We start from the raw sequence: 25,659 nt of genomic DNA on the forward strand, positions 1-25,659 counted from the left end.
CTTTGTATTCCACGACTCATTTATTTAAAATTATGTCACATTTATCATTAAGGTAATCCTATGAAACTCAGTCAATTAACTCAACCAATCTATGACCATTTATATCGCGATATTTTTGAGTTTCGCAGCACCTTTGATTTACCGGTTAACGACAGTGCTAGCTTAGATGATAAAGCCGATACGCTGCACACCTCATTAATTATTGAAGAAATGACCGAGTTAGCTGAAGCGGACTCGCGCATTGAGCAAGCCGATGCGATTGTAGACTCGGTGTATGTGTTAATGGGCCGTCTAGTCCACCTAGGCGCTGCTCAGGTAAGCGATCGCATCGAGATAAGCTATCTTATAGATATACTGCTTAACGTGGCTAAAAACCGTGAAATCGACTTCATTCAATGCTGGGATGAAGTTCACTCTAGCAACATGAGTAAAGTGTGCCGTAACCAGCAAGAGCTAGATGAAACAATTGCTCACTATGCTAAGCAAGGTGTCGAAATTGTGGGCAGTGTGAAAGGTGAGTTTATTATTGCCAAGTGCGCTAAAGATGTTGATATGGCCGGTAAAATAGTGCGTCAAGGTAAGGTGCTGAAATCTGTTTATTACCGCCCAGCAGACTTAACGACGTTAGTGGGTAATGAGTAAAATATTCAAGACTCGTTTATTCAGTCTTGTAGAATTAACCATAAAAATGCGCTTTAAAAGCGCATTTTTTATGGAAATTTAGTGCTATGCCGCTTACGACAATTTAGCATCGTTGAGTGTGTTAATTAGGCGCTGCGGCTCATCTACACTCAAATGTATCACTGTCATCGGTTCGGGTAACTGCCCCATACCGCCATGATAAATAACCGGACGGTTTAGCGTAACAGTGACGTTACTTTGTCCGCGGCCGATACTCATTGTCTCTGCTCCATCTTGGTTTAACTCAGTTTTTTTTTGCTCAGTAACATCAGCAATATCCGCTATATTAACCACCATAAATCCCCATAATGAGTTATTAATAACCAGATTATCTCTCATTAAATACAACGAGTAATAACGCGACAGCCTATGATTAGCGACTATCGACATTAAGGTGTAGCCGATAATACTCGAGACAATAATGGCCACCCACTCGCTCCACGACACCAGTAAAAAATAACTGCTACATGATGCAATAATACAGCCGGTTAACATCAACCACATATGCCAGCGCGCGGCACTCTTAAGGTTAATGTTGGCAATTGCTGGCGGATGATTACGTGAAAACCACGGAATAGAATAAAACCAGTTTGTCGCTTCGCTCGCCATAATAAGCGCAATAGTTAAACTTTTATCATCGCCTTCACGATAAGTTTCAACCGCGCCAACTCGTGGATCTCCTTTAAGCTTGCGTACCTTTAATAACCCGCGCACCACACTCACAATCAAATACAATTCAATCACCAGCAACACGGCAATAATCGGGTAGCGTAACCAGGCAATAAATTCAAAGTAATGGGCAATTTCAGTAGGGAAACTTAACCGCGCAACAAGGCTGCTCAAACTGAAAACAACAATCAACTTCCACAGTTTTTGGGCGCCCTTTTTAATAATGCAATACCAGTAACTTAAAGGCAGAAATACAAAATACAGTGCACAAATAAGAGACAAAGCTCGTTTATCAGCATCGCTAGCTAACGTCTCTGGCGTCCAGTTAACACCTATCACGAAACTGAATATCATTAAGGCTAAAAAAATTAACCGGTACTTTACAGCTGCTCTCATTCAATACTCTTCCTTGGGCTATTTTAATCACATTAATACTGTGTGCTAAGTATAGATATTGGGGCAACATCTATTTAAACAAGTTATTAACATAACAATAAAAGTGACCAGTAAGGATATTGCTTGCATACAAAGTTGTTACAGGAAATGACCAATACAAATGAGTTTTTTATCTAGTCGCTTGAGCTAATCAGCGCGTTTAAATAACCACGATAAACCATGGATAGCTGTTGTTGGAAACGCCATTGAATGATCGGCTTCAGGGATCACCAAGAGTTTTGGCTGCAATGTGTCCGCTTCGACAGAGGGATGAGATAGGAGTATTTGATAAAACGCCTGAGCGTCGGCCACCATGTGATGATTATCGTGAGTATAAGGCGGCCTTTCTAATTCGCCAATACCAATAAAGACCTTAGCGGATATGGCGGGTATTTGGCTAAAGCCTTGAGTAAATTGCTGTAACAAGTGCTTGTTATCAAACCACAACGAAGGGCTGCCCAATACATAACGAGTAAATAATGTTGGTTGTGCTAATAAAATATATGCACCGAATAACCCGCCTAACGAATTCCCCATAAAGGTATTTTGCTGTGTATCAACACGATAATAATGCTCAACAAAAGGCATGACAGTGTCACGTATAAAGCGAACATGCCGTTTTGCCTCACCGGTGTTGAGTTTCCAACTCGGATCATGGCTTGGAGTATAATCTCGAATACGACTAGACGCCCCTTTACTGGCCTTTTGATAGCCAATAGCAACCAAAATCGCCTGATGCATCATATTGCTGTTCATCGGAAATCGCGTTGCACCGGAGACCACTTGCATACTGTACATGCCATCGGTCATGTAGATAACAGGATAAAAGTGAGTGCTATTTTTTTGATAATCTTTAGGTAATTTGATCATCACCTGATAATCACGACTGTCATCTTTAAGGGTAAATTGCTGGGTGCGGGGAATATTAACTACAGCAGCTGACGCATATACTTCGGCCCACTGACTCGCAAGTTGTGATGGTACATTGTGGCTGTTTTCAGCACTAGCAACCAAACTATAAAGTGATAAATAGCCACAACACAACAAGCCAACAAAATGGTATAGCGTATTCATCATGTTCAAGCATCCATGCCCATATCAGTAACGAACTAAACGAGATAATCTAGCGACAGTGCGATAAACAGTATCATTCCAGCCCAGTTGTTATTTAAAAAGGCTTTAAAACAGGGCACGCGCTCACGGCGATAAATAAGCCCTTGTTGGTAAACGGCAAAGCCAATAAAGCTCACAATGCCTAAAGCGTAAATCATGCCACGCTCAGCCAACACGCCAGCCATAATGAAACAACCTAACGCAGCCAGTTGAAATAAACCAATAATCTGCCTATCGAATCGTCCAAATAAAATGGCAGTCGACTTAATACCGACCTTTAAATCGTCATCACGATCGACCATGGCATACATGGTGTCGTAAGCCACCGTCCAACACCAATTAGCCATAAATAACCACCATGCCTCAACGGGGACTTCTCCCAGCTGTGCGGCATAGGCCATCGGTATAGACCAGCTCCACACTATGCCTAAAAACATCTGCGGCATATTGGTAATCCGTTTCATAAACGGGTACATAACCGTCAGTATAATGCCAACGACCGACAACTGTACTACCAACGGATTAAGCCATAACACTAAGCTAAATGCGGCTAACCCAAGCACCACAAATAAGCAAAGCGCCTCTTTGATACTGACTTCGCCCGACACCAATGGGCGCATATTAGTGCGCTCCACATGTGCATCTAAATTGCGATCAGCATAGTCATTAATAATGCAGCCGTTAGCTCGCATTATGACCACACCCACAATAAAAATAAGCAGTACAGTAATATAAGGCATGCCTTGCGCTGCTAATACTAACGCCATTAAACAAGGCCAGAGTAAAAGCAACGTACCTATGGGTCTATCGATTCGCATTAATCGTGCATAAGCACGAAGTTTGTCTTGCAATGACATCGATGTCATATCTCCATGATTTCGCATGTTGACAGCTTAACAACGCTCTAACTTAGCGAGTGATACCAATAACCATTTACTGCCGAAATCAACAAAATTGACTTGTACACGGCCTTTTTCTCCCGAGCCTTCAAAGCTTGTGACAATGCCTTCACCAAACTTAAAGTGCTTCACTCTAGAACCCACTTTATGACCGGTGTCATTAAACCCATGAGGTTTTTTAGTCGCCACTGCATCTGCCGCTCGCGATGGGAAACGCTGGCTAACAGAAGGCTTAACCTGAGCACGGATACGAATTTGCTCAACAAACTTTTCAGGAATTTCATTGATAAAGCGTGATGGGCTAGCATAATCTTCACGACCATAAATACGGCGAGATTCAGCATAACTGATGTACAGTTTTTTCATCGCACGAGTCATGCCCACATAGCACAAGCGGCGCTCTTCATCTAAACGATCGCCCTCATCTAACGCCATCTTGCTCGGGAATAAGCCTTCTTCAACACCCGCCATAAAGACCATCGGGAATTCAAGTCCTTTGGCTGAATGCAATGTCATTAATTGCACAGCATCAGTAAAGGCATCGGCTTGTCCTTCACCAGCTTCTAATGCCGCATGTGATAAGAAGGCATTAAGCTCGCCCATATCTTCAAGCTCTTCTGGCATTTCAAAACTGCGGGCAGCAGTCACTAATTCGTTTAAGTTTTCAATACGCGCTTGGGCTTTTTCGCCTTTTTCAGCTTCGTACATGGTCCGTAAACCCGAACGATCAATCACGCTATCAGCCATTCGATACAGCAACATATCGGCAGTATCTGTGCGCATCGAAATAATCAGTTCCATAAAGCCACGCACTGCATTTGCTGCACGGCCGGCTAATACTTTTTCTTCAATTAAGTGCACACTGGCTTGCCACAACGTTAACTGATGCTGTTTGGCAGTAGAGCGCAAAATATCTAAGGTGCGATCGCCAATTCCACGTGCTGGTGTATTCACCACACGTTCAAATGCGGCATCATCATCTTTATTATTGATAAGACGCATATAGCCCATCGCATCTTTAATTTCCTGGCGTTCGAAGAAGCGTAAACCACCGTAAATGCGGTAAGCTAAGCCTTTGTGTAAAAAGGCTTCTTCGAGCACTCGTGATTGCGCATTTGAGCGATATAAAATAGCGCATTCACTTAAGCTGCCGCCTTTTTCTTGCCAGTCACTAATGCGCGCTACAATAAATTTGGCTTCGTCCATTTCATTAAAGGCACAATAAACTGAAATAGGTTCGCCATCTTTATCTTCGGTCCATAACTCTTTACCTAAACGGTCAGGGTTATTGGCAATCACGGCGTTAGAGGCGTTCAAAATATTCGCTGTTGAACGATAGTTTTGCTCTAAGCGGATAGTTTGTGCACCAGAAAAGTCTTTCAAGAAACGGTGCAAGTTTTCAATTTGTGCCCCGCGCCATCCGTAAATAGACTGATCGTCATCACCGACAATCATCACGTTAGCCGTATTACCCGCTAATACGCGGATCCAAGCATATTGGATGGCGTTAGTATCTTGAAATTCGTCAACCAAAATATGGCGGAAACGTTCTTGATAATGCGCTAATAAGTGTGGTTTGTTAAGCCATAACTCATGAGCACGTAACAGAATTTCAGCAAAATCAACCAAGCCTGCGCGATCGCACGACTCTTGATAAACTTTATAAATATTCAGTAAATTTTGCTCAATAGGAAATCCACCCGCATCAATATGCTTAGGGCGTAAACCTTGGTCTTTTTTACCGTTAATGTAACCTTGAGCCTGACGAGGAGGATATTGCTTCTCATCTAAGTTAAGGCTCTTAAGAATACGTTTAAGCAAACGTAACTGGTCGTCAGAATCAATAATCTGGAAAGTTTGCGGTAAATTAGCGTCTTGATAATGGGTACGCAATAAACGGTGGGCTAACCCATGGAAGGTGCCTATCCACATGCGGCCCATGTTAGTACCGACCACTTTTTCCACGCGCTCACGCATTTCTGCTGCCGCTTTATTGGTAAAGGTGACTGCCAAAATAGAATATGGACTTTGTTGTTCTACTTGCATTAACCACGCAATACGATGAGTTAATACACGGGTTTTACCACTGCCGGCACCCGCTAACACCAACATATTTGAAAGTGGCGCGCCAACTGCCTCACGCTGCTTATCGTTTAGGCCGTCTAATAATGATGATACGTCCATTTTTCCTCCCAGAAATCTGCGATGTATTATATATCAATTAGCGTTGGAAAGCCGTGCAATAGTTTACCTATTTGGGGCGAGAAACCTAGAATACTGCGAGTGATAAGGCTTAAAGCTGCATTAGGACTAAATTGACAATAACAATCACGAAAATTACTATACAAAATAAGAGACTGACTTAGGCTGACACATTGAACATCAAAGATTTAGAACTGTTTATTGCCGTGGCTAAACTAGGTAGCTTTACTAAGGCGGCCAAATCACTTGATACCCGCCGCGCTCTGGTGAGTCGGCGCATTGCTGATTTAGAAAAACAACTTGGCGCCCCACTATTTACCCGTACCACTCGAGTGATGAACCTAACCACCTCGGGCAAACGTTATTTGGCCCAAATAACGCCACTGGTTAGTCAACTTAACCATGCTGGAGACGTATTTAAACATCGTCACGACGACGTACAAGGCAAATTAAGAATTGGCTTACAACCGTTTGTTGATAAGTTGATGGACAAACACATCGCCCATTTTGTGCATGCCTATCCACAGGTTCAATTAGAAGTCTTTATTGTGCCAGGACAGCATCAAGACATAAAACGCTTAAATTTAGACTGCATGATTAATGCTGGAGAAGTCACTAAAGGCAATATTAGCAAACAAAAGCTCATGACGTTTGAGCGAAAAATGTATGCCAGCAGCCTCTACCTAGAAAAATCATCTGTGATAGAAACCATTGACGATTTACATTACCACTCATTACTTGGTTATCGTGATACCGAAGGTGTTTTAGAGCATCAATGGAATTTCCAGCACACAAACGTGAGTGCCAACTACAAAATTATTTGCAGTGATTACAATTCTTTGTATCACTTTTGTCTCGGCGGTGCCGGGATTACTCTCCTACCCCAAGTTATTGCTGTGGATGCCGTAGAAAATCAGCAACTCATTAACGTACTGCCTGAGTTAAGCGCTGGATTTACCGATATTAATATTCTCTCACCCAAAGATAGCGCCCCCTCGCCGGTTGCAAAAGTGTTTGTTGAACATCTTGGCGATATCGTTAAATAGTACACCTCGGCTAAACCCAGCTTAACCCAGTAAGGTCAACGTATCGAAAACTAAGGGATTAAAACGGGGGCTTAAAAAATACAAAAAAGGGGTCAGCATTGCTGCTGGCCCCTTTTTATCATTCTGTGACAACATTCATCACATCAGCTTAAATAACATCAGTACTATACAGCGTTTGTACCGAGCGGATAACCTACTGAATGGTGCTTCGTAACCACCTATTTTTTAACAACCTATTTTTTATCGTCTTTTAAACCAATACTGTCCATCCAGTATTCAAAGTTGACCAAGTTGCCTGGTAATACAATGCGGCTATCTTTTTTGCTTAGACCATCTAATTGCTTCATGTATTGCTCACCGAGCTGCATACGCAATGCACTTTGTCCGCCTTCAGATGAAATCACTACCGCTAAACGCTCAATCGACTCTGAGGTAGCTTTAGCTAAGGTTAAAATCTCTTGCGCCTTACCTTCAGCTTCGTTTATGCGGCGCTGCATTTCACCCTCAGATCGGTTAATGGTTTCTGCCATCACACCTTCTGAACGGTTAATTTTACTTTGTTTATCACCTTCACTTTTAGCGAGTAACGCACGGCGCTCACGCTCGGCATTAACCTGCATTTCCATGGCGTTTTTAACGGTTTCTGGTGGCGTAATATTTTTAATCTCGTAGCGGTGAACGCGCATTCCCCACATAGAACCGGCTTCATCTAGCACTTCGACGACTTTAGCCGAGATTAAATCACGCTCTTCAAAAGTACGGTCTAAATCTAGCGTACCAATAACCGAACGGGTTGTTGTTTGAGCGAGCTGAATCGCAGCGTAACGGTAGTCAGTAATGCCATAACTGGCTTTAACTGGATCGGTAACCGAAATATAAATCACGCCGTCTACTTCGACGTTGACTTCGTCACTCGAAAAACATTCCTGCGGTGGAACATCAATGGTTTCTTCTTTCAAATCATGGATGTAAGCCACTTTATCAACAAAAGGGATAAGGGTATGAAAACCAGCATCTAAGGTGCTGTGGTACTTACCTAAACGCTCAACAATATAGGCAGATTTAGTGGGCACTAAACGAATCGATTGAAATAGTTTCAACACGAAAATAGCAAAAATAACACCCCAAATCACCATCACAATAAAATCAGTATCAATTCCGTTAATCGACATTAGCGTGCTCCTTTCGCTGGTGAATGACTTACCGCATGAGTGACTTGCTCCATGCCTTCAAAAAAACCTTCAAGTTTAGCCATCTCAGCAGGCACAACAGACACTTGGGCCTCAGATAAAATTTTGCCGACTTGACCAATAAACTGCTCTTTAAGCAACATGTTCATGGCATCATTACCGCCATTGATGGTCAACGCTTTGCATATCATTTCCATGCCTTCAGCTTTAGCATTGGCCACAATTGATATTTCTTGTCCGGTACCAATAGCCTCGTTAATACGTCTTTGTTTTTGACCTTCTGACAGGTTAATCGCTTCTTGACGCTCGCCTTGCGACATATTGATCATCGCCGCTTTTTCAGCGTTGGCTAAGGTAATCTCAGCACGCTTACGACGCTCTGCTTCCATTTGTTTTTCAAGGGTATGAATAACATTATGCGATGGAGTAATATTTTTAATCTCATAACGCAATACTTTAATCCCCCAAGGGTCTGAAGCTTTATCAATTTCACGCACTATCGATTCGTTTAAACTGTCACGCTCTGAAAAAGTTTGCGATAAGGTTAACTTACCAATTTCAGAACGCATGGTAGTTTGCGCTAGATTTACTGCCGCGCGGCGATAGTTTTCAATACCGTAGCTGGCTAGTTTGCCGTCCATCACTTTAAGATACACCAGCCCATCAACTTCTAGCTGAGTGTTATCTTTAGAGATACAGCTTTGTGGCGGTACATCAAGTACCTCTTCACGGGTATCGTGTCGATAAGCCACTCTGTCTACAAATGGCACTAAAAAATGAAACCCAGGAGCTAACACGGTACGAAACTTACCTAAGCGCTCAATCACATGCACTTCGCGCATGGGCACTATGAGCATCAATTTGAATAATATGAAAATAATAAATAAAAATGCGATGGTTAACACAAACATATCCACTTCCTTTTTGTAATTTGACGAATCCCTAAACAATCACTTCTAACGATCATAACTAAACAACCATAACTAAAAAGTCACTTTTAAACTGAATCGATAATAGGCTCAACCACAAACCCAATATTATCGCGACATATAATTCTGACCTTGGTGCCCACTTTTATTTCTGTACCGTCCCCCAAAGCAGTCCAATCAGAACCTAGGCAATGAATTCGCCCAGTTTGCTGCCCTGGCCCTATGGGTTCTTTAACCGTGGCAACCTGATTATACAAATCAACTTCTTCGTCAGTATTGGCCACATGAGCATCACCGCCGACAAGGCGTTGAGTGACATGACGAAAACTAAGTAGTAGCACCATTGATGCCATAAACCATAGCGTCATGCTTTGTACAAAGCCGTCGATAATCCCTAACGCTAATGACGATGCAACAATAATACAAGCAGCGCCAAGCAAAATGACAATGCCGCCCGGAACAATAATTTCCGATATCATTAATAACAGCCCAAGCACTAACCAGACAGTGATCGGATTAGAAAGCTCCATAAATCCTCCTCAATAAATGAGTATGCCGTGCATTTACTATATCAGTTGCGCTTTATTATTGCGACATAATATGTCAAAGTTCATCACAAACAGCTCATCTAATAAATCAATCACCGTTAACATAACAGTATCAATAATTTAGTCCAATGTTTCACATCACATCGCAATAGTAAAAAATGTAAAGTAAGATGTTTCTGTCTACAAAACGCTGAAATCAGCTGTGCTTCCTTTGTTTTTATTGTGCTGATTATCATTTTTGAATATATTGCGTCCCATTGTGCGCGATCGGGAATAATACCAGTTGCCTTTTCATCTCGATTAAGCTGAATTTACAATCATTATGGCATCACAACCATGTTAAGAACCGGAATAAAAATGAAAAAAATCTGCCTTTTAGCCACGCTAGTGCTTTCACCAAACGTGTTTGCAAATGATGTTATCCAGTGGTGGGATGTAAGTGCAACTGTCTTGCATGGCGAAAACTATGACCTCGCACCATCAGAAAGACAAACCACGATTACATTAGAAACCGCAGGTGGCTGGACATATGGCGATTGGTTCGTGTTTCACGATTTTATTAACTTTAACGGCAACAATGGTGGTGACGATAACAGCCATTATGGTGAAATTTCACCGCGTTTTAGTGCCAGTAAAATCCTTGGTCAGCCAGTAGAGTTTGGTGCGATTAAGGATATGTCTGTTGCCTTAACGTACGAGCATGGCGATGGCTCTGTAGAAAGCATGCTTTACGGTGTGGGGCTTGACTTTGATGTGCCATTTTTCACTTACTTGCAGCTCAATACTTATCGCCGTGATGCTATTAGCAATGGCAATATCAGCGACGGCTGGCAGTTTACGCCAGTATTTAGAGTCGACATGCCAATCGGTGATGCAAACATCATTATCGATGGCTTTATTGATTGGGTATTTGTTGCAGACAATAATGGTTACGATGAAAACCTACACATTAATCCACAGATTAAATACGATTTAGGTAAAAGTTTATTTGGCGAACACAAAAAGGACAAATTGCTAGTCGGATTTGAATACGATTACTGGCAAAGCAAGTACGGCGTGAATGGTGTTGACCAAAATACATACTCTATTATTGCCCAGTATCATTTCTAAATGGCCAAAATAAGATAACAAAAAAGGTGCCTAGGCACCTTTTTTACTGTTTACGCTAGCCTTAGCAAGCAACCATGGTAAACGTATTACTCAATAACATTATGCTAATAGTTTTTTCGCTGCTGCAACAACAATAGAAACTGCACTCACTTCAGTTTTCTTCATTGTAGCTTCATCAGGAATCTCTTGTTGTGTACGGTTAACAATCACACCTGCTACACATGCTGCACGCCAGCCTTGAGTTGCACACATAGTGAATAATGTGGCTGACTCCATTTCATAGTTAAGCACGCCCATTGACTGCCACTCTTTCATAGAGCCAACATAACGCTGAGTAATGCGGCCAGAAACGGTATCGTAACGCTCTTGACCAGGATAGAACGTGTCAGAAGAAGCTGTAATACCGATATGCGGTTCTAAACCGGCATCGCGACATGCTGCAACCATAGCGGTAGTACAATCAAAGTTGGCGGCTGCAGGGAACTCAAGCGGAGCAAAATGCAAGCTGGCACCATCTAAACGAACAGAAGCCTGAGTGACAATCACATCACCCACGTTAACATGTGGTTGAATTGCACCTGTGGTACCTACGCGTAAGAACGTTCTCACACCTAATTGTGCTAACTCTTCAACAGCAATAGAAGTCGACGGTCCACCGATACCTGTTGAACAAACAACAACTGGCTTACCATCAATATAAGCTAAGTAGCTTGTGTATTCACGATGGCTAGCTAGGAACGTTGCATTATCCATTAGCTCAGCAATACGCTTAACACGTTCTGGATCACCAGGAACGATTGCTAAGGTAGCGCCATCTAACATTTTTTTAGTTAATCCTAAGTGAAATACATCGGACATTTTGAAAACCCCTTTCATTTTTGAATATTAAATTCTTATATTCCAGACTTTAACCTAGTCTTTAGGAGGATAAGGTTAACTTGATCACATATAAATTCATAATAGTTAATATAGTTTCGTTAAATTATTACCAATATATGACCAAAACCCACAAAAATCATGGCTTTGAGCATAGTTGAATACGGTGAAAAACAACAAGCTATTTATCTAACTTAAAAACCATTAACGTGATTCACATCAAATTAACCTTGTCACACAATTTGAATTATACCATTCAGCGTTAATAAGTGATGACTCAGCGAGAGTTTAAAAGGACTTAAATAAGGTGTAATGCGGATTGGTATTAAGCCGTGATTCATTCGCTAAAACAAAAAAGGACGCTAAGCGTCCTTTTTTAATAGCGACCAGACTGATTACAAATAGTAATCTTTTAACGGTGGAAAACCATTAAAACACACAGCTGAATAAGTTGTAGTATAAGCACCGGCTGTTAACCAATACATACGATCACCAATGGCTAAATCAACCGGTAAACCATAACTGTAGTGCTCATACATAATATCGGCACTGTCACAGGTTGGGCCAGCAATAACACACTTATCTAACTCACCATTACGATCAGTATAGATTGGGAACTTAATGGCTTCATCCATGGTTTCAATTAACCCTGAAAATTTACCCACATCAGTAAATACCCAACGCTCTAGTGCTGTATTTGATTTACGAGAAATCAATACCACTTCAGAGATCAATACACCGGCATTTGACAATAATGAACGACCAGGCTCTAAAATAATCTCTGGCAATTCATCACCAAAATCTTCTTCTAGAAAGTGCTTAATCTGTTGTGCATAAATACCAAGTTCATTGGTTTTATCCATATAGTTGGCAGGAAAACCACCACCTAAATTGATCATTTTAAGCACAATGCCGTGTTCTTCTTTTAAACGGTCATAAATACTTTTCACTTTACCAATCGCCGAATCCCACGCACCGATATCACGTTGCTGTGAGCCAACATGGAACGAAATACCATGCGGTTGTAATCCAAGCTCTTTAGCTAATACCAATAAATCGTATGCCATTTCGTTTTGGCAACCAAACTTACGCGATAAAGGCCAATCGGCTGTATGTGTGCCTTCAGTTAAAATACGCACATACACTTTAGCGCCTGGAGCTTCTTCTGCAATCATGCGTAAATCAGCTTCAGAATCTGAAGCAAACATGCGCACGCCTTGCTCGTAAAAAGAACGCACATCTACGCGCTTTTTAATGGTGTTGCCGTAACTGATACGGTCAGCAGAAACACCTATCGATGTGACCATCTCAAGCTCATAAATAGATGCGATGTCAAAGTTTGAGCCTTTGTCACGCAGCAAAGTAAGAATTTCTTTGGCCGGATTTGCCTTAACCGCATAATAAACGTTTGCGAAAGGAAAATTATTAACCATGTCATCGTATTGTTTCGCAACGATTTGGGTGTCAATAACTACAAACGGCGTTGGCTTATCTTCAGCAAATGCCTTAATGCGCTCAAACGTGTCCTTGTCATAATAATCTGCAACATCAATCGATTGAAATTGGCTCATTAGGCCAGTGCCTCCTGTTAGTAGGGCAATAAAAGTGCGTTTTCTGGTTTGTAAAAACATGCGCAGTAAACGATATTTTTAACCGATACGCAACGAATTTTTATGCAAAAACTCTACTTTTTTATTCCTGCATAAATGTCATTAACATTCAATAACCTATTTAATTAGTCAACAAAATTAATGCCGAGTTCAACAACCTTAAAAAGTATAGACTCTGTTGAATAAAATAGATTTTAAAACAACGAAATATTCGCTAAAACTAGCAACTCTTTTTTTGTTTTACTGCCACCAGATTAACACAACTATTACATTTACTTTAAATAAAATCCAAAAAATGATGCCTGAACCATATTGACCAAACAACCCACATAAATCAATAACACATTGAAATAAATGAAATAACCTATCATTATCAAGTATGAATCAGTCACAAAAACCAACCACACTTAGATCACTAACTTATGCCAGTGTGCAATTTAATAAGTGAATTAATCGGTGAAATTTGCATTTTTTATTGAGCCTAAACTCACCAAGAAAACGGCAAATATTATCGCTGTGTAAATCGCGGTTTACGCAATATAACTTCACATCAAATAGGTGATACTCACTACCATGCTGATGGTGAAGCTTGAAACACGACACTTTCCCCAGCGATACTCATCGATCACTTGGAGTATGAGACCGCTATTCTGAATAAGGAGACGAAATACGGGTTATCAGTAATTGAGCATAAAAAGTCAATTTTTCATACTAAATACTGATAAAAAACTATCAATCGAAAGTTTTATTGTTATAATTGTCCGTATTAAAGAACAGTGTTCAATAATGGTTCGCTCATAGACAAACAACATGTTGCACAATCTCATGTTAACTTGGAATATTAAACACTGAGTTGACCATTTACTTTTCAATATTTAAACGACTTAGGCGAAGGGATTATGACTCAAGTTGCATATCAAATAAATGAGCGTCGACACAAGGATATGTTAAAGCACGACGAGCATTGGGATTTAACTACAGCAGACCAAAAACTCGCACTGTATGATTTGCACCGCTATGGTTACCGCTTACTGTTTGTGCGCCACATGCTGACAGGACCGGTTGCAGTAATAAGCCAGCATGATGATATAGCAGCGATTTATGCCGATGGTGAAGTTGATTTGCGCCCAAAGATTACCCTGCGCGATATTCATTAATGTTGCCAATGTGCAATAAAAAACCTACCCCAATTTGGCGTAGGTTTTTTTATACCTTGCGATCCTCGTTTTACGCTTTGCGAGTCAGTTTATAAACAGCTTCGTTTAACCAAGGCACCTGCTTATTCACAAAACGAGGATTGTCTGCCAGCACATCAACACATTCTAATAATTCAACATCAAAGTGCGGCGCCAAATGAGTCTCTACCCAATCCGGGCTGACTGCAAATGGAGGTCCTTTAAGGGTATCTTGTGGGTAATCGAGGGTAATTAATAAACCGCTCACATTCGCGGGGATCAATTTAGCTAATGCATCGGCATATTGTTGGCGCATTGCTTCTGGCCACGCGATCAATGCCGCGCGATCGTAAAAACCACCTATATCAGTGGTTAATTGATGCGGTAAGGTAAAAATATCACCTTGATAAATACGAACTTCGTCGGCGCTAAACACGCCATGTTCGCCGATTTGCTCAACCTGATATGCTAACTCGTTGTCAGTAAAAAAATGCTCCACTGCGATGGGATTTAATTCGCAACCTAACACCCGGTGCCGTTGCTCTGCGAGGTAGCACATGTCGAGTGATTTACCGCATAAAGGCACAAACACCTCAGCTTGTTCAGCTAAGCCTAAACGCGACCAGTATTTCACTAAAAACGGATTAACTTGTTGCTGGTGAAAACCAATTTGTTGTAGTTGCCATTTTTCATGCCAAAAGCGTGGTTCCATGATGGTCTCTTTAGTCTATTTACCAATATTACAGGCTACTTTAAAGACTAAAAAAAACAGATGCAACTAAACACATTAACTTAGGCTTTACCGTCCAGCGTTAACTGAACTTGTCTTAACCAACGGCAATTTTCGCACTGGCATTTACGACGCGACATATGGTGTGGACTCAAATTTGAATCAACAAAATCAACGGCAATAAGTAGCTGCTGCTTGAGTTCGTCGACAGATTTCATTTCGAGTGCAACCATTTCATCATTATGATTAATCCACAAGCACTCTTCCCCTTGATGGCAAGTGATACATTCCTCATCACTGTGATTAAAAAAGACGGCATGAGGACAATGAGTCACTTCCATCGATTGCAAAATACGAGTTCGAGGAAAATTAAATAACTGAATTAGTTGTGCTTTATCAATGTTAGGCATGAATACCTCTGCTAAAAGCGTTAAGTGATCTTACATTCCATACTACCTACTGTTGATTGATTTTGATTTGATGTAGGTCAAGGTTTACATATCGTAATTTTTTAGCTAGGAAGCACTTGCCGCACACAGGCGAATCAAGGTTTAATGGAGAGATAATTAAAGAGGGATGACTTTGCAAACTCCACAGCTACAGCACTTTTATATCAATGAAGAGCAATCAATATACTTACTCAGTGCCAATGATGCCCGCAAGCACAAAGCATGGGTACGTTTATGTAAACAACAGCTCAGCAAATTGGGATACCAGCAAATTGAATTTATTGGTAAAGGTGCTTATGGGTTTGTATTTGCCGGAATAAATGAATTTGGTCAATCGCATGTGTTTAAGTTTTCACGCGTTAACCTACCGCAAAGTGTGCAAGACCGGCTTGAAGAAGAAGCTTATATGCTTAGCCAGGTTAAGCACCCCAATGTGCCCAGCGCGATAAAATTTGAACGCGTTGGCAAGCAAGGCATTTTAGTCATGGAGCGGGCAATTGGTGAAGACCTCGATAAAATTTGCCAACGCTTAGGCGCACTCCCACCAGTGATGGTAGTGAGTATCGCCAGACAACTGGCCAATATTTTGTATTACCTGCGTAAGGGTAAGCCTTTGGTACACGGCGACATTAAACCCTCTAATTTGGTATACGACATTGAAACAGACAAACTGTCGTTAATCGATTGGGGCTCTGCCGTGTTTGCCCAACGCGATGAGCATAATCGCGCCGTTGATGACAACGTGATGTCGTTATTGTCTAGCGATCAACAACACACCAATGCCCGTATGGGCGATGTGTATTTTATTGGCGAGGAACAACTTAGTGGCGCTTTATCTACCCCAAGGTTTGACGAACAAGGCGCAGCCGCAACCTTATATGCTTTAGCGTCGGGACAAATCAGCCGCTTTGGCACTAAGGTTATCCCTGCCACCAGCATCGGCTTACCCATTGAATTGGCTAAAACGCTGGACGCCATGTTAAGCGATGATGTTACACGGCGTAATCTTGCAGGCGACTACTTTTTAACAAGCCTACGTCATAGCCATCGAATGCATTTACCCATATTGCCAGAGCCGCCGTTAGTGCCTGATATTCCTGTATGGGCGCAGCCTCGTTCAAAAACAGTTGAGACAGTGAGTTACAGCTCGCGTAAATCATTTTTAAAAGAGCACAACACTCAAGATCCTATCGCTAAAATGGATGATGTGCAGTTAGAAAAATACTACCGAAACTTTATGGCTGGAATGGCCGATACCGAAAAAGGATTTATAGCCGCAGTGGGACGTTTAGCTCAATATCCTATTGTGGGGGGGTTGGTGATCCACTGGCAAGAGTCTGGAGTCTTTATTGACTCAAACTTGGCGATTTACGACCCAGACTGCAAAGCACCGCTAACTTTAGCGGTGAATAATATGGTTACTATGGCTCGTGGCATTAAACGTATTGGGGTATTTAAAGCCTGTTTCTTTAATGCCAAAGACACCTTGCACCTAGAGCGAAAAAGTACCGAACATGAATACACCATCACAGGTGAGTTACAACTGCCGTTTGAAGTTGGTGATGTACCCACATTAGAAGATAAATCCAGGCTGCACTCGTACTTTGAAGACGGTAAAGATCCTGAAGAAAACCTCGAATTACCCGCCGAGATCATGACCGAATTGGGTTGGTTAAACCAAATACATCACACCGGATGTATTATTTTTGAAGCGTTACCAAATCATTTAAAAATCCACAGCTATTTACGCTTGCTCAATCCACGTAAACAAGCAGCATTTAGGGCATGTCTTGACCGTATCATTTCCCACGCCAATAAAATTCAGGGACATGGTATTTCTGGGTTTATGAAGCTGCCTTACCGAAATACCCGCCAGTTTAGTCATCTCGATCGTAAGGCCGATCGCTTTTACCCTAAAAACCCTAAAGCGTTCGACCAACAGCAATAAGATTCATTTCAAACATAAAAAATGCGACCGTTCTCGGTCGCATTTTTTCATTTGAGATCACCTTAAATAGGCGAACCTGGCGGCATTGCTGCGGGTTTCTTAATGAGTCTAAACTCAGGGTGTTCTAAACCGTTCACTATGCCCTTATACAACCAATCGTAATGAGCCGATTGATAGTCGCTGCCACGATTACTGCGACGCTTTAATTGTTTCACGATATAGTCAAAACGCGCAGCTAGCTGAGCTTGTACTTCTGGCGCAGTTTTTGGATCGCGATATGCTGCCAACAACGCATCAACAACCACAGCGTTAATACGCATTTGTATCGCTAATTCACGGCCATTTGGTAAATCTTGATATAAGCTTTTGCCAACAAGTTTGTCGACTAGAGTGACTATCGATAACTGTGCACTGTCTTCCATATAAGCTTGGTTGACTCTATTTAAGCGCTCTGGAGTTAATATCAAGCCCGTAATATGACGACTCAACATTTCAGCCATTGTAACCGGATCGCTCAATACGCCTAGGTTAGAGCTAAAGCTTTCGCGGGTTTTGCGGTAATTACCTGCTTTAGGTACCAATGTCTGAAGCACATTGGCAGGGATCGCCAAACTACTGCTTTGCAAACTGCCCAATAAGCCCTCTAATGCCGCTAATTGCATTTTAGGCGGTACATAACTCCATCTCACTCCGCCACCAACTTGCTGATAACTGTAATCAGCGCCACCTATCCATTTAGCTGCGGCCTCAATTTGGTAGCGGGTGAGCAAATACATTGGCACAAATACATCGGCGAGCTCACCGTTGGGCTCACCTGCCAATAACGCATCTGAATTAAATTCATTAATGGCTTTTAGGCGGACCGTTTCTAAACGCAATAATTCTGCCACTGCATCGTTACCACGGTCCCATAAACTCGCATAAGCATTGCTGGCACTCGCACGGCGAGAATCAGCTTCACCAATATATCGAAAACCTTTCTCTAAACTCGATGCTAATAATGCTTCCGCTTGCGATGAAGAACCATACCCATAAGCAATGGTGTACTTGTCCCATTCGCCAATACCTTCGCGATATGGCTGGCTAATATCAATTTGCTGGCCTTCAATGCTGGCATAAGGGTGAGGATAATCCATCACTGACGAATTATCGTTAGTCGATGCGGAAAAGTTATGATCGAGGCCCAGCGTGTGGCCAATTTCATGAGCAGCCAGTTGGCGAATACGGGCTAGCGACAATGCCATTGCCGCTTCACTTGCGGCGCTGCGATCTGGCCAGCCAGCCGTTAAGCCTCTTGCGATTAAATGATCCTGGCGCACTCTAAGGCTGCCCAATGTGACATTACCTTTAATAATTTCGCCGGTACGAGGGTCGGTGACTGCAGCACCATATGACCAACCGCGTGTTGCGCGATGCACCCATTGGATCATGTTATAGCGTACATCTTGAGGATCCGCGCCCTCAGGTAATAACGCCACGTTAAATCCATCAATAAAACCGGCCGCAGTAAACGCATCTTCCCACCAGCGCGCGCCCGCTAATAACGCACCTCGGATAGGCTCTGGCACGCCAGGGTCTAAATAATACACAATAGGATTAACCACTTTGCTTGGAGCATCACCAGGGATCACTTTTTGCAGGCGGTGTTTTAATAAATGCCGTTGCACTAAAGGTTGGTCAACTGCGGTTGAATAATCGATATATTGATCAGATAAATAGCCGCTCATTGGATGATAACGACGCGGCTCAAAGCCTTCATCTGGCAGTTGCACAAAAGAGTAACGCACCCGTACAGATAAAAACTTAGCATCGGGTGTCACGCTCGCAACTTGTTCACCCGCTTTACTGGTCCTGAAGGTTAAATTAACGTCAACATCGGCATTGCGTTCAAACGATTTAATCCCTTGTGGCAATATCACCGAACGGCTGTCATCTAAACTATATTGGCCTTGTTTGGTCGCAGCAAGCACATCAGCTACACCATGTAAGTCATTAATCACTAAATCATTTACTGAAACGATAGCCTGTTTACCCACCACAATTTTACCGCGCCATAAAATAGACTCAGCAAATGCCTGGGTAACGGCTTGTTGCTCAGCAATATTGTCGCTTGATGCGCGGTAATCTGTATTGAGCTGCTTTAATACGAGATAAGGTCCATGTTGCTCAAATTGCACCATACGGGTTTGACCTAGTTGACCACGGTCTAAACCAATGTCGTTAGAGCCTACACCGTGAGGCAAACTGGTTAACATTAAAAAGGGTTGGTTGAGCTTATTGACTTCAAGATATAATTGACCCGCTTTGGCATCATAAAACAGGTTAATAAACCCCTGGGCAGCTTGCGCTTGTTTTATGATTTTTTGTGCTGGATCGCTCGCGGCAATCGCAACGCCTGAAACAACCGTTGCTGGCGCGATTGCCAGTAAAAGTGCCAATGAAATACTGCGGCGGACCATAAATTATCTCCCTGTCGTGAATATCCTATCAACGAAAATAATGCGAGTAAGATTGTGTATTTAATCGCATTATTTATGATTATTTTTATAAGTAATCCAATGCGATAACGTTTCAAATAACTCCGTTAATACAATGGGTTTGGTAATGTGCGCGTTCATTCCCGCCGCTAAACTTTTTTCGCGATCGCCAGACATGGCATGTGCGGTCATGGCAATAATCGGCATTTGCTCTTTTGTGTAACGCTTACGCAGCTCAGTAGAGGCGGTTAGGCCATCCATCACTGGCATTTGAATATCCATTAACACGGCATCAAAAGGCTTAGAATCAATAATGTCTAACGCAATTTGGCCATTATCTGCAATCACCACCTCATACCCTGCGCTTTTAAGCAATTCAGAGGCGACTTGCTGATTAATAAAGTTATCTTCAACTAACAAGACTAACCCTGCATCTTTACTCGGCTCATCGGCCTTAATGATTGGCATTGCATTTAACTTGGGCTCTGTTGCAAATGCATTAATAATTTCATCAAATAAGTCAGACGCTTTGAACGGTTTTTGTAAAATGGCATAGACGCTATCTTTGGCGAGTTCTGTATCGAGAGGCTCTGCTGCGTAGGCGGTCATGAGAATAATAATCGGACGTTTTGCAATCACCCCGTCACGGATCATTTCGTCCAAGATCTTAATCACATCACAGCCATTCATTTCTGGCATCATCCAATCGAGCAACAGTAAATCTATCGGCTTTTGACGCAAAATATCTAACGCTTTTTGGCCACTGTCAGCCGTGTCGACACCAAAACTGAAGTCTTGCATTAAGGTCGAATACATTTGTAATGCGCTTGGGTTATCGTCAACAACCAAGGTGCTTAAGTTATTGAGTTGTTCTGGCACCACTAATGGCTCAATCACTTGCTCTTCTGCAATTTCAAAACTGATGGTAAAGCTAAAGGTACTGCCCACGTCCATTTCAGACTCTACCTGCATCGTACCGCCCATCATCGACACTAAGTGCTTACTGATAGAGAGCCCTAAACCAGTACCGCCATATTTACGGGTAGTTGAGCCGTCTGCTTGGGAGAATGCATCAAATAGCATGGCTTGTTGGTCTTTACCGATGCCGATACCGGTGTCACGTACCCAGAATTTCATGGTGATCCGATCATCACGTTCACCCACATCTTCACAGCCGAGCTCAACTTCACCCGTTTGGGTAAACTTAACCGCATTAGACAATAAGTTAACTAGCACCTGGCCTAATCGTAACGGATCGCCATTTAAAATTAATCCTGCCGTGACGGGTGCATACAGTAGCAGTTCCACACCTTTTTCTTGGGCTTTAATGGCATTAATATCAATAACGTGATCGAGCACGGTATCTAACGGAAACGCAACGCGTTCAAGTTCTAATTTACCCGCTTCAATTTTCGAGAAGTCTAGAATGTCATTAATAATACGTAATAGCGACTGCGCCGAGAAACCGGCTTTATTGAGGTAATCTTGCTGCTGCGCCGTTAGGTTGGTTCGCTGCGCCAATTGCACCATACCAATAATGGCATTCATTGGCGTACGGATTTCATGGCTCATGTTCGCTAAGAATTCACTCTTATACATGTTGGCTAACTCAGCATCTTGCTTAGCTTCTAGCAAGGCCACTTCGTTACTCTTTTGACGAGTGATGTCTTTATGGGTACCCAGCATACGTTTGCTGCGACCGTTTTCACTAAACTCAACGGCACGGCCACGAGATAACACCCAGAAATACTTGCCATTTTTGCCCAGCATTCTAAATTCGATTTCATAAGTGCCGTTAGGGTTTTCGACATATCCACTGCGATACTGCTGCACACGTTCACGATCGTCTGGATGGAATAATGCATCGATTGACGCGAGTAATGGCGGAAATTCATGCGCCTGATACCCCAGCATCGAATAAAAAGCAGGGTTACAAATAATCTGCTCAGAATCGATATACCAATCCCATAGCCCATCCTCTACCGCATCCATCGCAAGGTGATAACGTTGTTCTGACATACGCAGTTGCTCTGCGGCATCATGTTCTTTGGTGATGTCACGCCACACACAAATTAACCCCAGTAAATCACCGCGGCGGTTATAAAATGGCAACTTAAAGGTGTCGAGCAATACGGCTTTACCCTCAACTATAATCCGTTCTTGATAGCGCAATGAATGTTGTTGGCTGAGGACTTCTTTGTCTTCTTCACGGATACGCTCGCCCTGTTCTGGACTCACGACTTCAGACGAGGTTAAGCCAATAATTTCATTTTCGCTGTAGCCGAGCATGCGTTCAGCAGACTTGTTACAGCCTAGGTATTTGCCTTCTTTGTCTTTAAACACAATGGCTTCAGGGATCGAGTCAATGAGCGATCGCAATAATGCGTATTCACGCTCTCGTCGCTCTGTGGTTTCACGTAAGCGCTGAGTTCGTCTGGCGACTAAGTTGTCTAGACGTTTATTTTGCTCTGCCAAATGGTGAGTATATTGGCGGTTTTCTTCAAAAATACGGCTCACTAACGCAAACCAGGGTTCCCAACCATTAGTGATTTTTTCAGGTGGGCGTATTGGCTCTTGTGAACACGCTTCAAGGTGAGTTAATAACCGCGATGCAGGGCTTACGAAGGCACGCCGCGTTTGCCAATGCACAATAGTGACCAGCAATGATAAAGCTAAAACGACTAATAAAAAACTCAGCTGTAACTTGTCCCATGAGTCTTTAAACAAGTCATCTTCATCTTGTAAATACAATAATCGCCATGGGGCATTATGCAAGGCGACAGAGTGAATGTAATAACCATTGCGAATAATCCCTTCATGGGCATCAAACAGTTCCGATTCTGACAAAGAGTGCAGCGCCGCAGGAATGCGCTGGCTGATGTGATACACCTTGTTCATTTCGTTGGAGTCAAAATCACTGTGCGATAAAATATTATTTTGCTGATCTAGCAAAATCACCGTGCCCGGCATTTTAAAATAGGTGCGAATTTGTTTATCTAATGACGACAATGTCATGTCGAGGTTAATTGAACCAATAAACTCATCTTGCAAATATACCGGCAACCCAAGGGTGGTGATTAAACCTTGATGAGCTGAGTCAATGTAGGCTTCGCTCCAAAATACACTGCGCTGTGGATTCATCGACGGTGTCGATAATTGGAATTGTTTTTTATTCAGTAGTTCATCTCTAAAACGCAGTTCGTTATTTTCCCAAGGGTAAAACGACATCATGCGGCGTTTCGAAATATAATAAATTGACGAGGCTTTTGGCGCGGCTTCTTTGGCGACCGGAAACGATAGCGACAACTCAAACAGCATTTCAAGTTCTTGATAAAAAGGCTCAGTGCGATCGCTGAGCGATCCCGCTCCGGTGATCCGGCCCATATTGGTAAAAGGCACATCACTTTGGCCATACATGGGTTCTAAAGTGAAGTATTGGCCGTCTTCATTAAACTTTTCATATTTGGGTAGGCGATCTTTACGCACGAATTCGCCGAGACGTAAATGATCAACCGCCACATCTCGCAAACTTTTAACGGCTCTGATGCTTGATTCGAGTAACAAATCGATTTGCAATACATGCCGTGCAACTTGTTCTTCTCGTTGTTGAATTTGCTGATCTTTTTGGCGTTCAAACATCATACCGGCCGACAATAAGGCCATTACAATTACCCCAATGTAGGTGTAAAACACCGCTTGGTTATAATTGCGTTGAATTGGAGATTTTAGTTGTAAATCTGGCTCTGTCGGTTTCATTAACGACCCTTGATACAGCGGGAAATAGCGCGCTGTCGAACGAATAACACCAAAAAATAGGCAATAAAAAAACGAATGGTCATGATATCAGGAAGATAAGCTCAAGCACATGTAATAATGACCGGTTAACGACTCGTCCAACCTCAAAAATAGTGCTGTAATCATAGAATAAAATACAGATAAAAATAAATAAGGTTACCAAGGTAACCTTATTGACTTAACGCTGTACCATTTTGCAGCGGTTACAAATGTTCCTCTGCAAATTCTGCCAAGCGTGAACGTACTACGCCGTTTAAGTAAATATTGGCACTGCCCTCAAAATCTTTAAAACGCTCCACGATATAGGTAAGACCTGAAGTCACAGCGGTGAGATAAGTAGAATCGATTTGCGCTAAATTGCCGCTACAAATCAGCTTTGTGCCCTCGCCCATACGGGTAATCATGGTTTTAATTTGTGATGCGGTTAAGTTTTGGCATTCATCTAAAATCACCACAGAGTTTTGAATCGAGCGGCCGCGCATAAAGTTAATCGACTTAAATTGGATGTTGGCTTTTTCCATAATGTAATTCACGCTGCCCGTAGGATTAACATCATTCTTATGTAACACCTCAAGCGTGTCGGTAATGGCTGCTAACCATGGTGCCATTTTCTCCTCTTCGGTACCGGGTAAAAAGCCTATAGATTCGGCAATGTCAGGGGTATTACGTGTCACGATAACCTTGTCATACAGTTTACGTTCAACCACCAACTCAAGCGCGGCGGCCATGGCCAATAAGGTTTTGCCACAACCTGCAGGGCCGGTCAAAATAATCAGTTCGATATCGGGATCGAGTAAGGCATCAAGCGCCATACCTTGATAGATATTTTTAGGTTTTACCCCCCATGCTTCATGGTGCATTAAACGATCGCGACCTCGATCAATGATCTCAAGATGCTTATCGGTTTTACTGGCCACTCGGCCACAAAAATCAGAATCCTCATCAATAAGATATTGATTAAGATAATAGTGTTCATTACCTAAATGATCCGATGGCACCTGATGCACTGTGTGTCGTCCTTTACGATCTGTTGAGACATTATCAACATGTTGCCAAAAATCACCCGCAAACTGATAAAAGCCTTTGGCTAAAAAGCGAATATCGTCAATGAGCTGATCGGTGCGGTAATCTTCCACTCGTTCGATACCTGCACCTTTGGCTTTTAAACGCATATTAATGTCTTTTGTGACTAAGACTACGGTACGAGGAAAATGAATTTTTTGCAGATGCAGTGCGGTATTAATAATGCGGTTATCGTTATTGTCGCCTGGCAAAGAGCCGATGATAAACTCAACTTGATGGTCTGGAAATATCGACAAATGGCCTGATACTTCAGAGTGTTCTTCACGGGTGGGTAATGCAACACCTTTTAGGATCTGTTCAGGTGTCGTGGGGCCGCCAAGAATATCTTCTAATGCACGTATGGCGACCCGTGCATCGCGACTCACATCGCGCTTTCTATCTTTAATACTGTCGAGCTCTTCTAACACAGTCATCGGGATGATTACGTCATGCTCTTTAAACGAATATATCGCTAAAGGTTCATGCAGTAACACGTTGGTATCCAGTACAAACAACTTCTTGTCGTGTTGTTCCATGGCGCCTCCAGTGTGCTCTCAATTAATTGATTTCAATCTATCGACTTAAACGCTTAACATAAAAGGATAATTTATTTCATTATTGAAAACAGGCTGTATGTTTAGTCATTAGCAAACTTAATATGACTCAACAACATACTTAAAATGACTATGGCACCTGCATCATCATAACTCAATAA

19 protein-coding genes are annotated in these 25,659 nt (G+C 42.3%); 5 read left to right on the forward strand and 14 right to left on the reverse strand.

Features of this window, described 5'->3' with window-relative positions:
• Window positions 1–60: 60 nt before the first annotated feature.
• The gene (locus AC19MX_RS04950) at window positions 61–642 is read left to right on the forward strand and encodes a nucleoside triphosphate pyrophosphohydrolase family protein (protein WP_498296768.1); all 582 of its coding nucleotides are present in this window, start codon (window positions 61–63) and stop codon (window positions 640–642) included.
• Between the two features lie 93 nt (window positions 643–735).
• On the opposite strand, the gene AC19MX_RS04955 is transcribed toward AC19MX_RS04950, so the two are convergent.
• The 4 genes from AC19MX_RS04955 to uvrD all read right to left on the reverse strand — a co-directional run bounded on the left by AC19MX_RS04955 (window position 736) and on the right by uvrD (window position 5,981).
• Window positions 736–1,746: a hypothetical protein gene (locus AC19MX_RS04955; RefSeq protein ID WP_498296770.1), complete on the reverse strand. Its 1,011-nt coding sequence runs from the start codon at window positions 1,744–1,746 to the stop codon at window positions 736–738.
• Window positions 1,747–1,932: 186 nt separating this feature from the next.
• Window positions 1,933–2,862 carry an alpha/beta hydrolase gene (locus tag AC19MX_RS04960; RefSeq protein ID WP_498296772.1) on the reverse strand — a complete coding sequence of 310 codons (930 nt, stop codon included), beginning with the start codon at window positions 2,860–2,862 and terminating at the stop codon, window positions 1,933–1,935.
• A gap of 32 nt (window positions 2,863–2,894) precedes the next feature.
• Window positions 2,895–3,755 carry a 4-hydroxybenzoate octaprenyltransferase gene (gene ubiA / locus AC19MX_RS04965; protein ID WP_498296773.1) on the reverse strand — a complete coding sequence of 287 codons (861 nt, stop codon included), beginning with the start codon at window positions 3,753–3,755 and terminating at the stop codon, window positions 2,895–2,897.
• 36 nt (window positions 3,756–3,791) lie between these two features.
• Entirely contained in the window at window positions 3,792–5,981 is a 2,190-nt protein-coding gene (gene uvrD / locus AC19MX_RS04970) for a DNA helicase II (protein WP_498296774.1), read from the reverse strand.
• 191 nt (window positions 5,982–6,172) lie between these two features.
• Between uvrD and AC19MX_RS04975 the strand changes: the two genes are divergently transcribed.
• On the forward strand, window positions 6,173–7,045 hold the full coding sequence (locus tag AC19MX_RS04975; protein WP_498296776.1) for a LysR family transcriptional regulator: 873 nt from the start codon (window positions 6,173–6,175) through the stop codon (window positions 7,043–7,045).
• Between the two features lie 233 nt (window positions 7,046–7,278).
• On the opposite strand, the gene AC19MX_RS04980 is transcribed toward AC19MX_RS04975, so the two are convergent.
• From AC19MX_RS04980 to AC19MX_RS04990, 3 genes are all read right to left on the reverse strand, one after another.
• The gene (locus AC19MX_RS04980; protein ID WP_188956062.1) at window positions 7,279–8,217 is read right to left on the reverse strand and encodes an SPFH domain-containing protein; all 939 of its coding nucleotides are present in this window, start codon (window positions 8,215–8,217) and stop codon (window positions 7,279–7,281) included.
• Window positions 8,217–9,146 (reverse strand): SPFH domain-containing protein, encoded by a 930-nt coding sequence (locus AC19MX_RS04985; RefSeq protein WP_432400060.1) that lies wholly within the window; start codon window positions 9,144–9,146, stop codon window positions 8,217–8,219. The genes AC19MX_RS04980 and AC19MX_RS04985 overlap by 1 nt, the downstream gene beginning before the upstream one ends.
• A gap of 86 nt (window positions 9,147–9,232) precedes the next feature.
• A complete protein-coding gene (locus AC19MX_RS04990; RefSeq protein WP_498296778.1) occupies window positions 9,233–9,694 on the reverse strand; it encodes an NfeD family protein in 462 nt (153 codons plus the stop codon).
• Window positions 9,695–10,069: 375 nt separating this feature from the next.
• Between AC19MX_RS04990 and AC19MX_RS04995 the strand changes: the two genes are divergently transcribed.
• The gene (locus tag AC19MX_RS04995; RefSeq protein WP_498296780.1) at window positions 10,070–10,822 is read left to right on the forward strand and encodes an outer membrane protein OmpK; all 753 of its coding nucleotides are present in this window, start codon (window positions 10,070–10,072) and stop codon (window positions 10,820–10,822) included.
• A 99-nt stretch (window positions 10,823–10,921) separates the two neighbouring features.
• Here AC19MX_RS04995 and udp read toward each other — a convergent pair whose 3' ends face one another.
• Both udp and AC19MX_RS05005 read right to left on the reverse strand, forming a co-directional pair.
• The gene (gene udp, locus AC19MX_RS05000) at window positions 10,922–11,680 is read right to left on the reverse strand and encodes a uridine phosphorylase (protein WP_432400063.1); all 759 of its coding nucleotides are present in this window, start codon (window positions 11,678–11,680) and stop codon (window positions 10,922–10,924) included.
• A gap of 413 nt (window positions 11,681–12,093) precedes the next feature.
• Window positions 12,094–13,269 carry a type III PLP-dependent enzyme gene (locus AC19MX_RS05005; RefSeq protein WP_498296782.1) on the reverse strand — a complete coding sequence of 392 codons (1,176 nt, stop codon included), beginning with the start codon at window positions 13,267–13,269 and terminating at the stop codon, window positions 12,094–12,096.
• Window positions 13,270–14,207: 938 nt separating this feature from the next.
• Here AC19MX_RS05005 and AC19MX_RS05010 point away from each other — a divergent pair.
• Entirely contained in the window at window positions 14,208–14,465 is a 258-nt protein-coding gene (locus AC19MX_RS05010; protein ID WP_432400065.1) for a hypothetical protein, read from the forward strand.
• Window positions 14,466–14,535: 70 nt separating this feature from the next.
• On the opposite strand, the gene AC19MX_RS05015 is transcribed toward AC19MX_RS05010, so the two are convergent.
• Both AC19MX_RS05015 and AC19MX_RS05020 read right to left on the reverse strand, forming a co-directional pair.
• Complete coding sequence (locus tag AC19MX_RS05015) at window positions 14,536–15,195, reverse strand: thiopurine S-methyltransferase (RefSeq protein ID WP_432400066.1); 660 nt, start codon at window positions 15,193–15,195, stop codon at window positions 14,536–14,538.
• A gap of 80 nt (window positions 15,196–15,275) precedes the next feature.
• Window positions 15,276–15,623, reverse strand: a complete 348-nt coding sequence (locus tag AC19MX_RS05020) for a hypothetical protein (protein WP_432400067.1) — start codon at window positions 15,621–15,623, stop codon at window positions 15,276–15,278.
• Between the two features lie 172 nt (window positions 15,624–15,795).
• Between AC19MX_RS05020 and AC19MX_RS05025 the strand changes: the two genes are divergently transcribed.
• Window positions 15,796–17,610 carry a protein kinase domain-containing protein gene (locus tag AC19MX_RS05025; RefSeq protein WP_498296861.1) on the forward strand — a complete coding sequence of 605 codons (1,815 nt, stop codon included), beginning with the start codon at window positions 15,796–15,798 and terminating at the stop codon, window positions 17,608–17,610.
• A gap of 62 nt (window positions 17,611–17,672) precedes the next feature.
• Here AC19MX_RS05025 and AC19MX_RS05030 read toward each other — a convergent pair whose 3' ends face one another.
• The 3 genes from AC19MX_RS05030 to AC19MX_RS05040 form a co-directional block, all read right to left on the reverse strand.
• The gene (locus AC19MX_RS05030; protein ID WP_498296784.1) at window positions 17,673–20,069 is read right to left on the reverse strand and encodes a zinc-dependent metalloprotease; all 2,397 of its coding nucleotides are present in this window, start codon (window positions 20,067–20,069) and stop codon (window positions 17,673–17,675) included.
• A 69-nt stretch (window positions 20,070–20,138) separates the two neighbouring features.
• Complete coding sequence (locus tag AC19MX_RS05035; protein WP_498296786.1) at window positions 20,139–23,843, reverse strand: response regulator; 3,705 nt, start codon at window positions 23,841–23,843, stop codon at window positions 20,139–20,141.
• 242 nt (window positions 23,844–24,085) lie between these two features.
• Window positions 24,086–25,480 (reverse strand): PhoH family protein, encoded by a 1,395-nt coding sequence (locus AC19MX_RS05040; RefSeq protein ID WP_432400069.1) that lies wholly within the window; start codon window positions 25,478–25,480, stop codon window positions 24,086–24,088.
• Window positions 25,481–25,659: the final 179 nt, after the last annotated feature.

The sequence above is a fragment of the Shewanella sp. MF05956 genome (genome assembly GCF_059758055.1).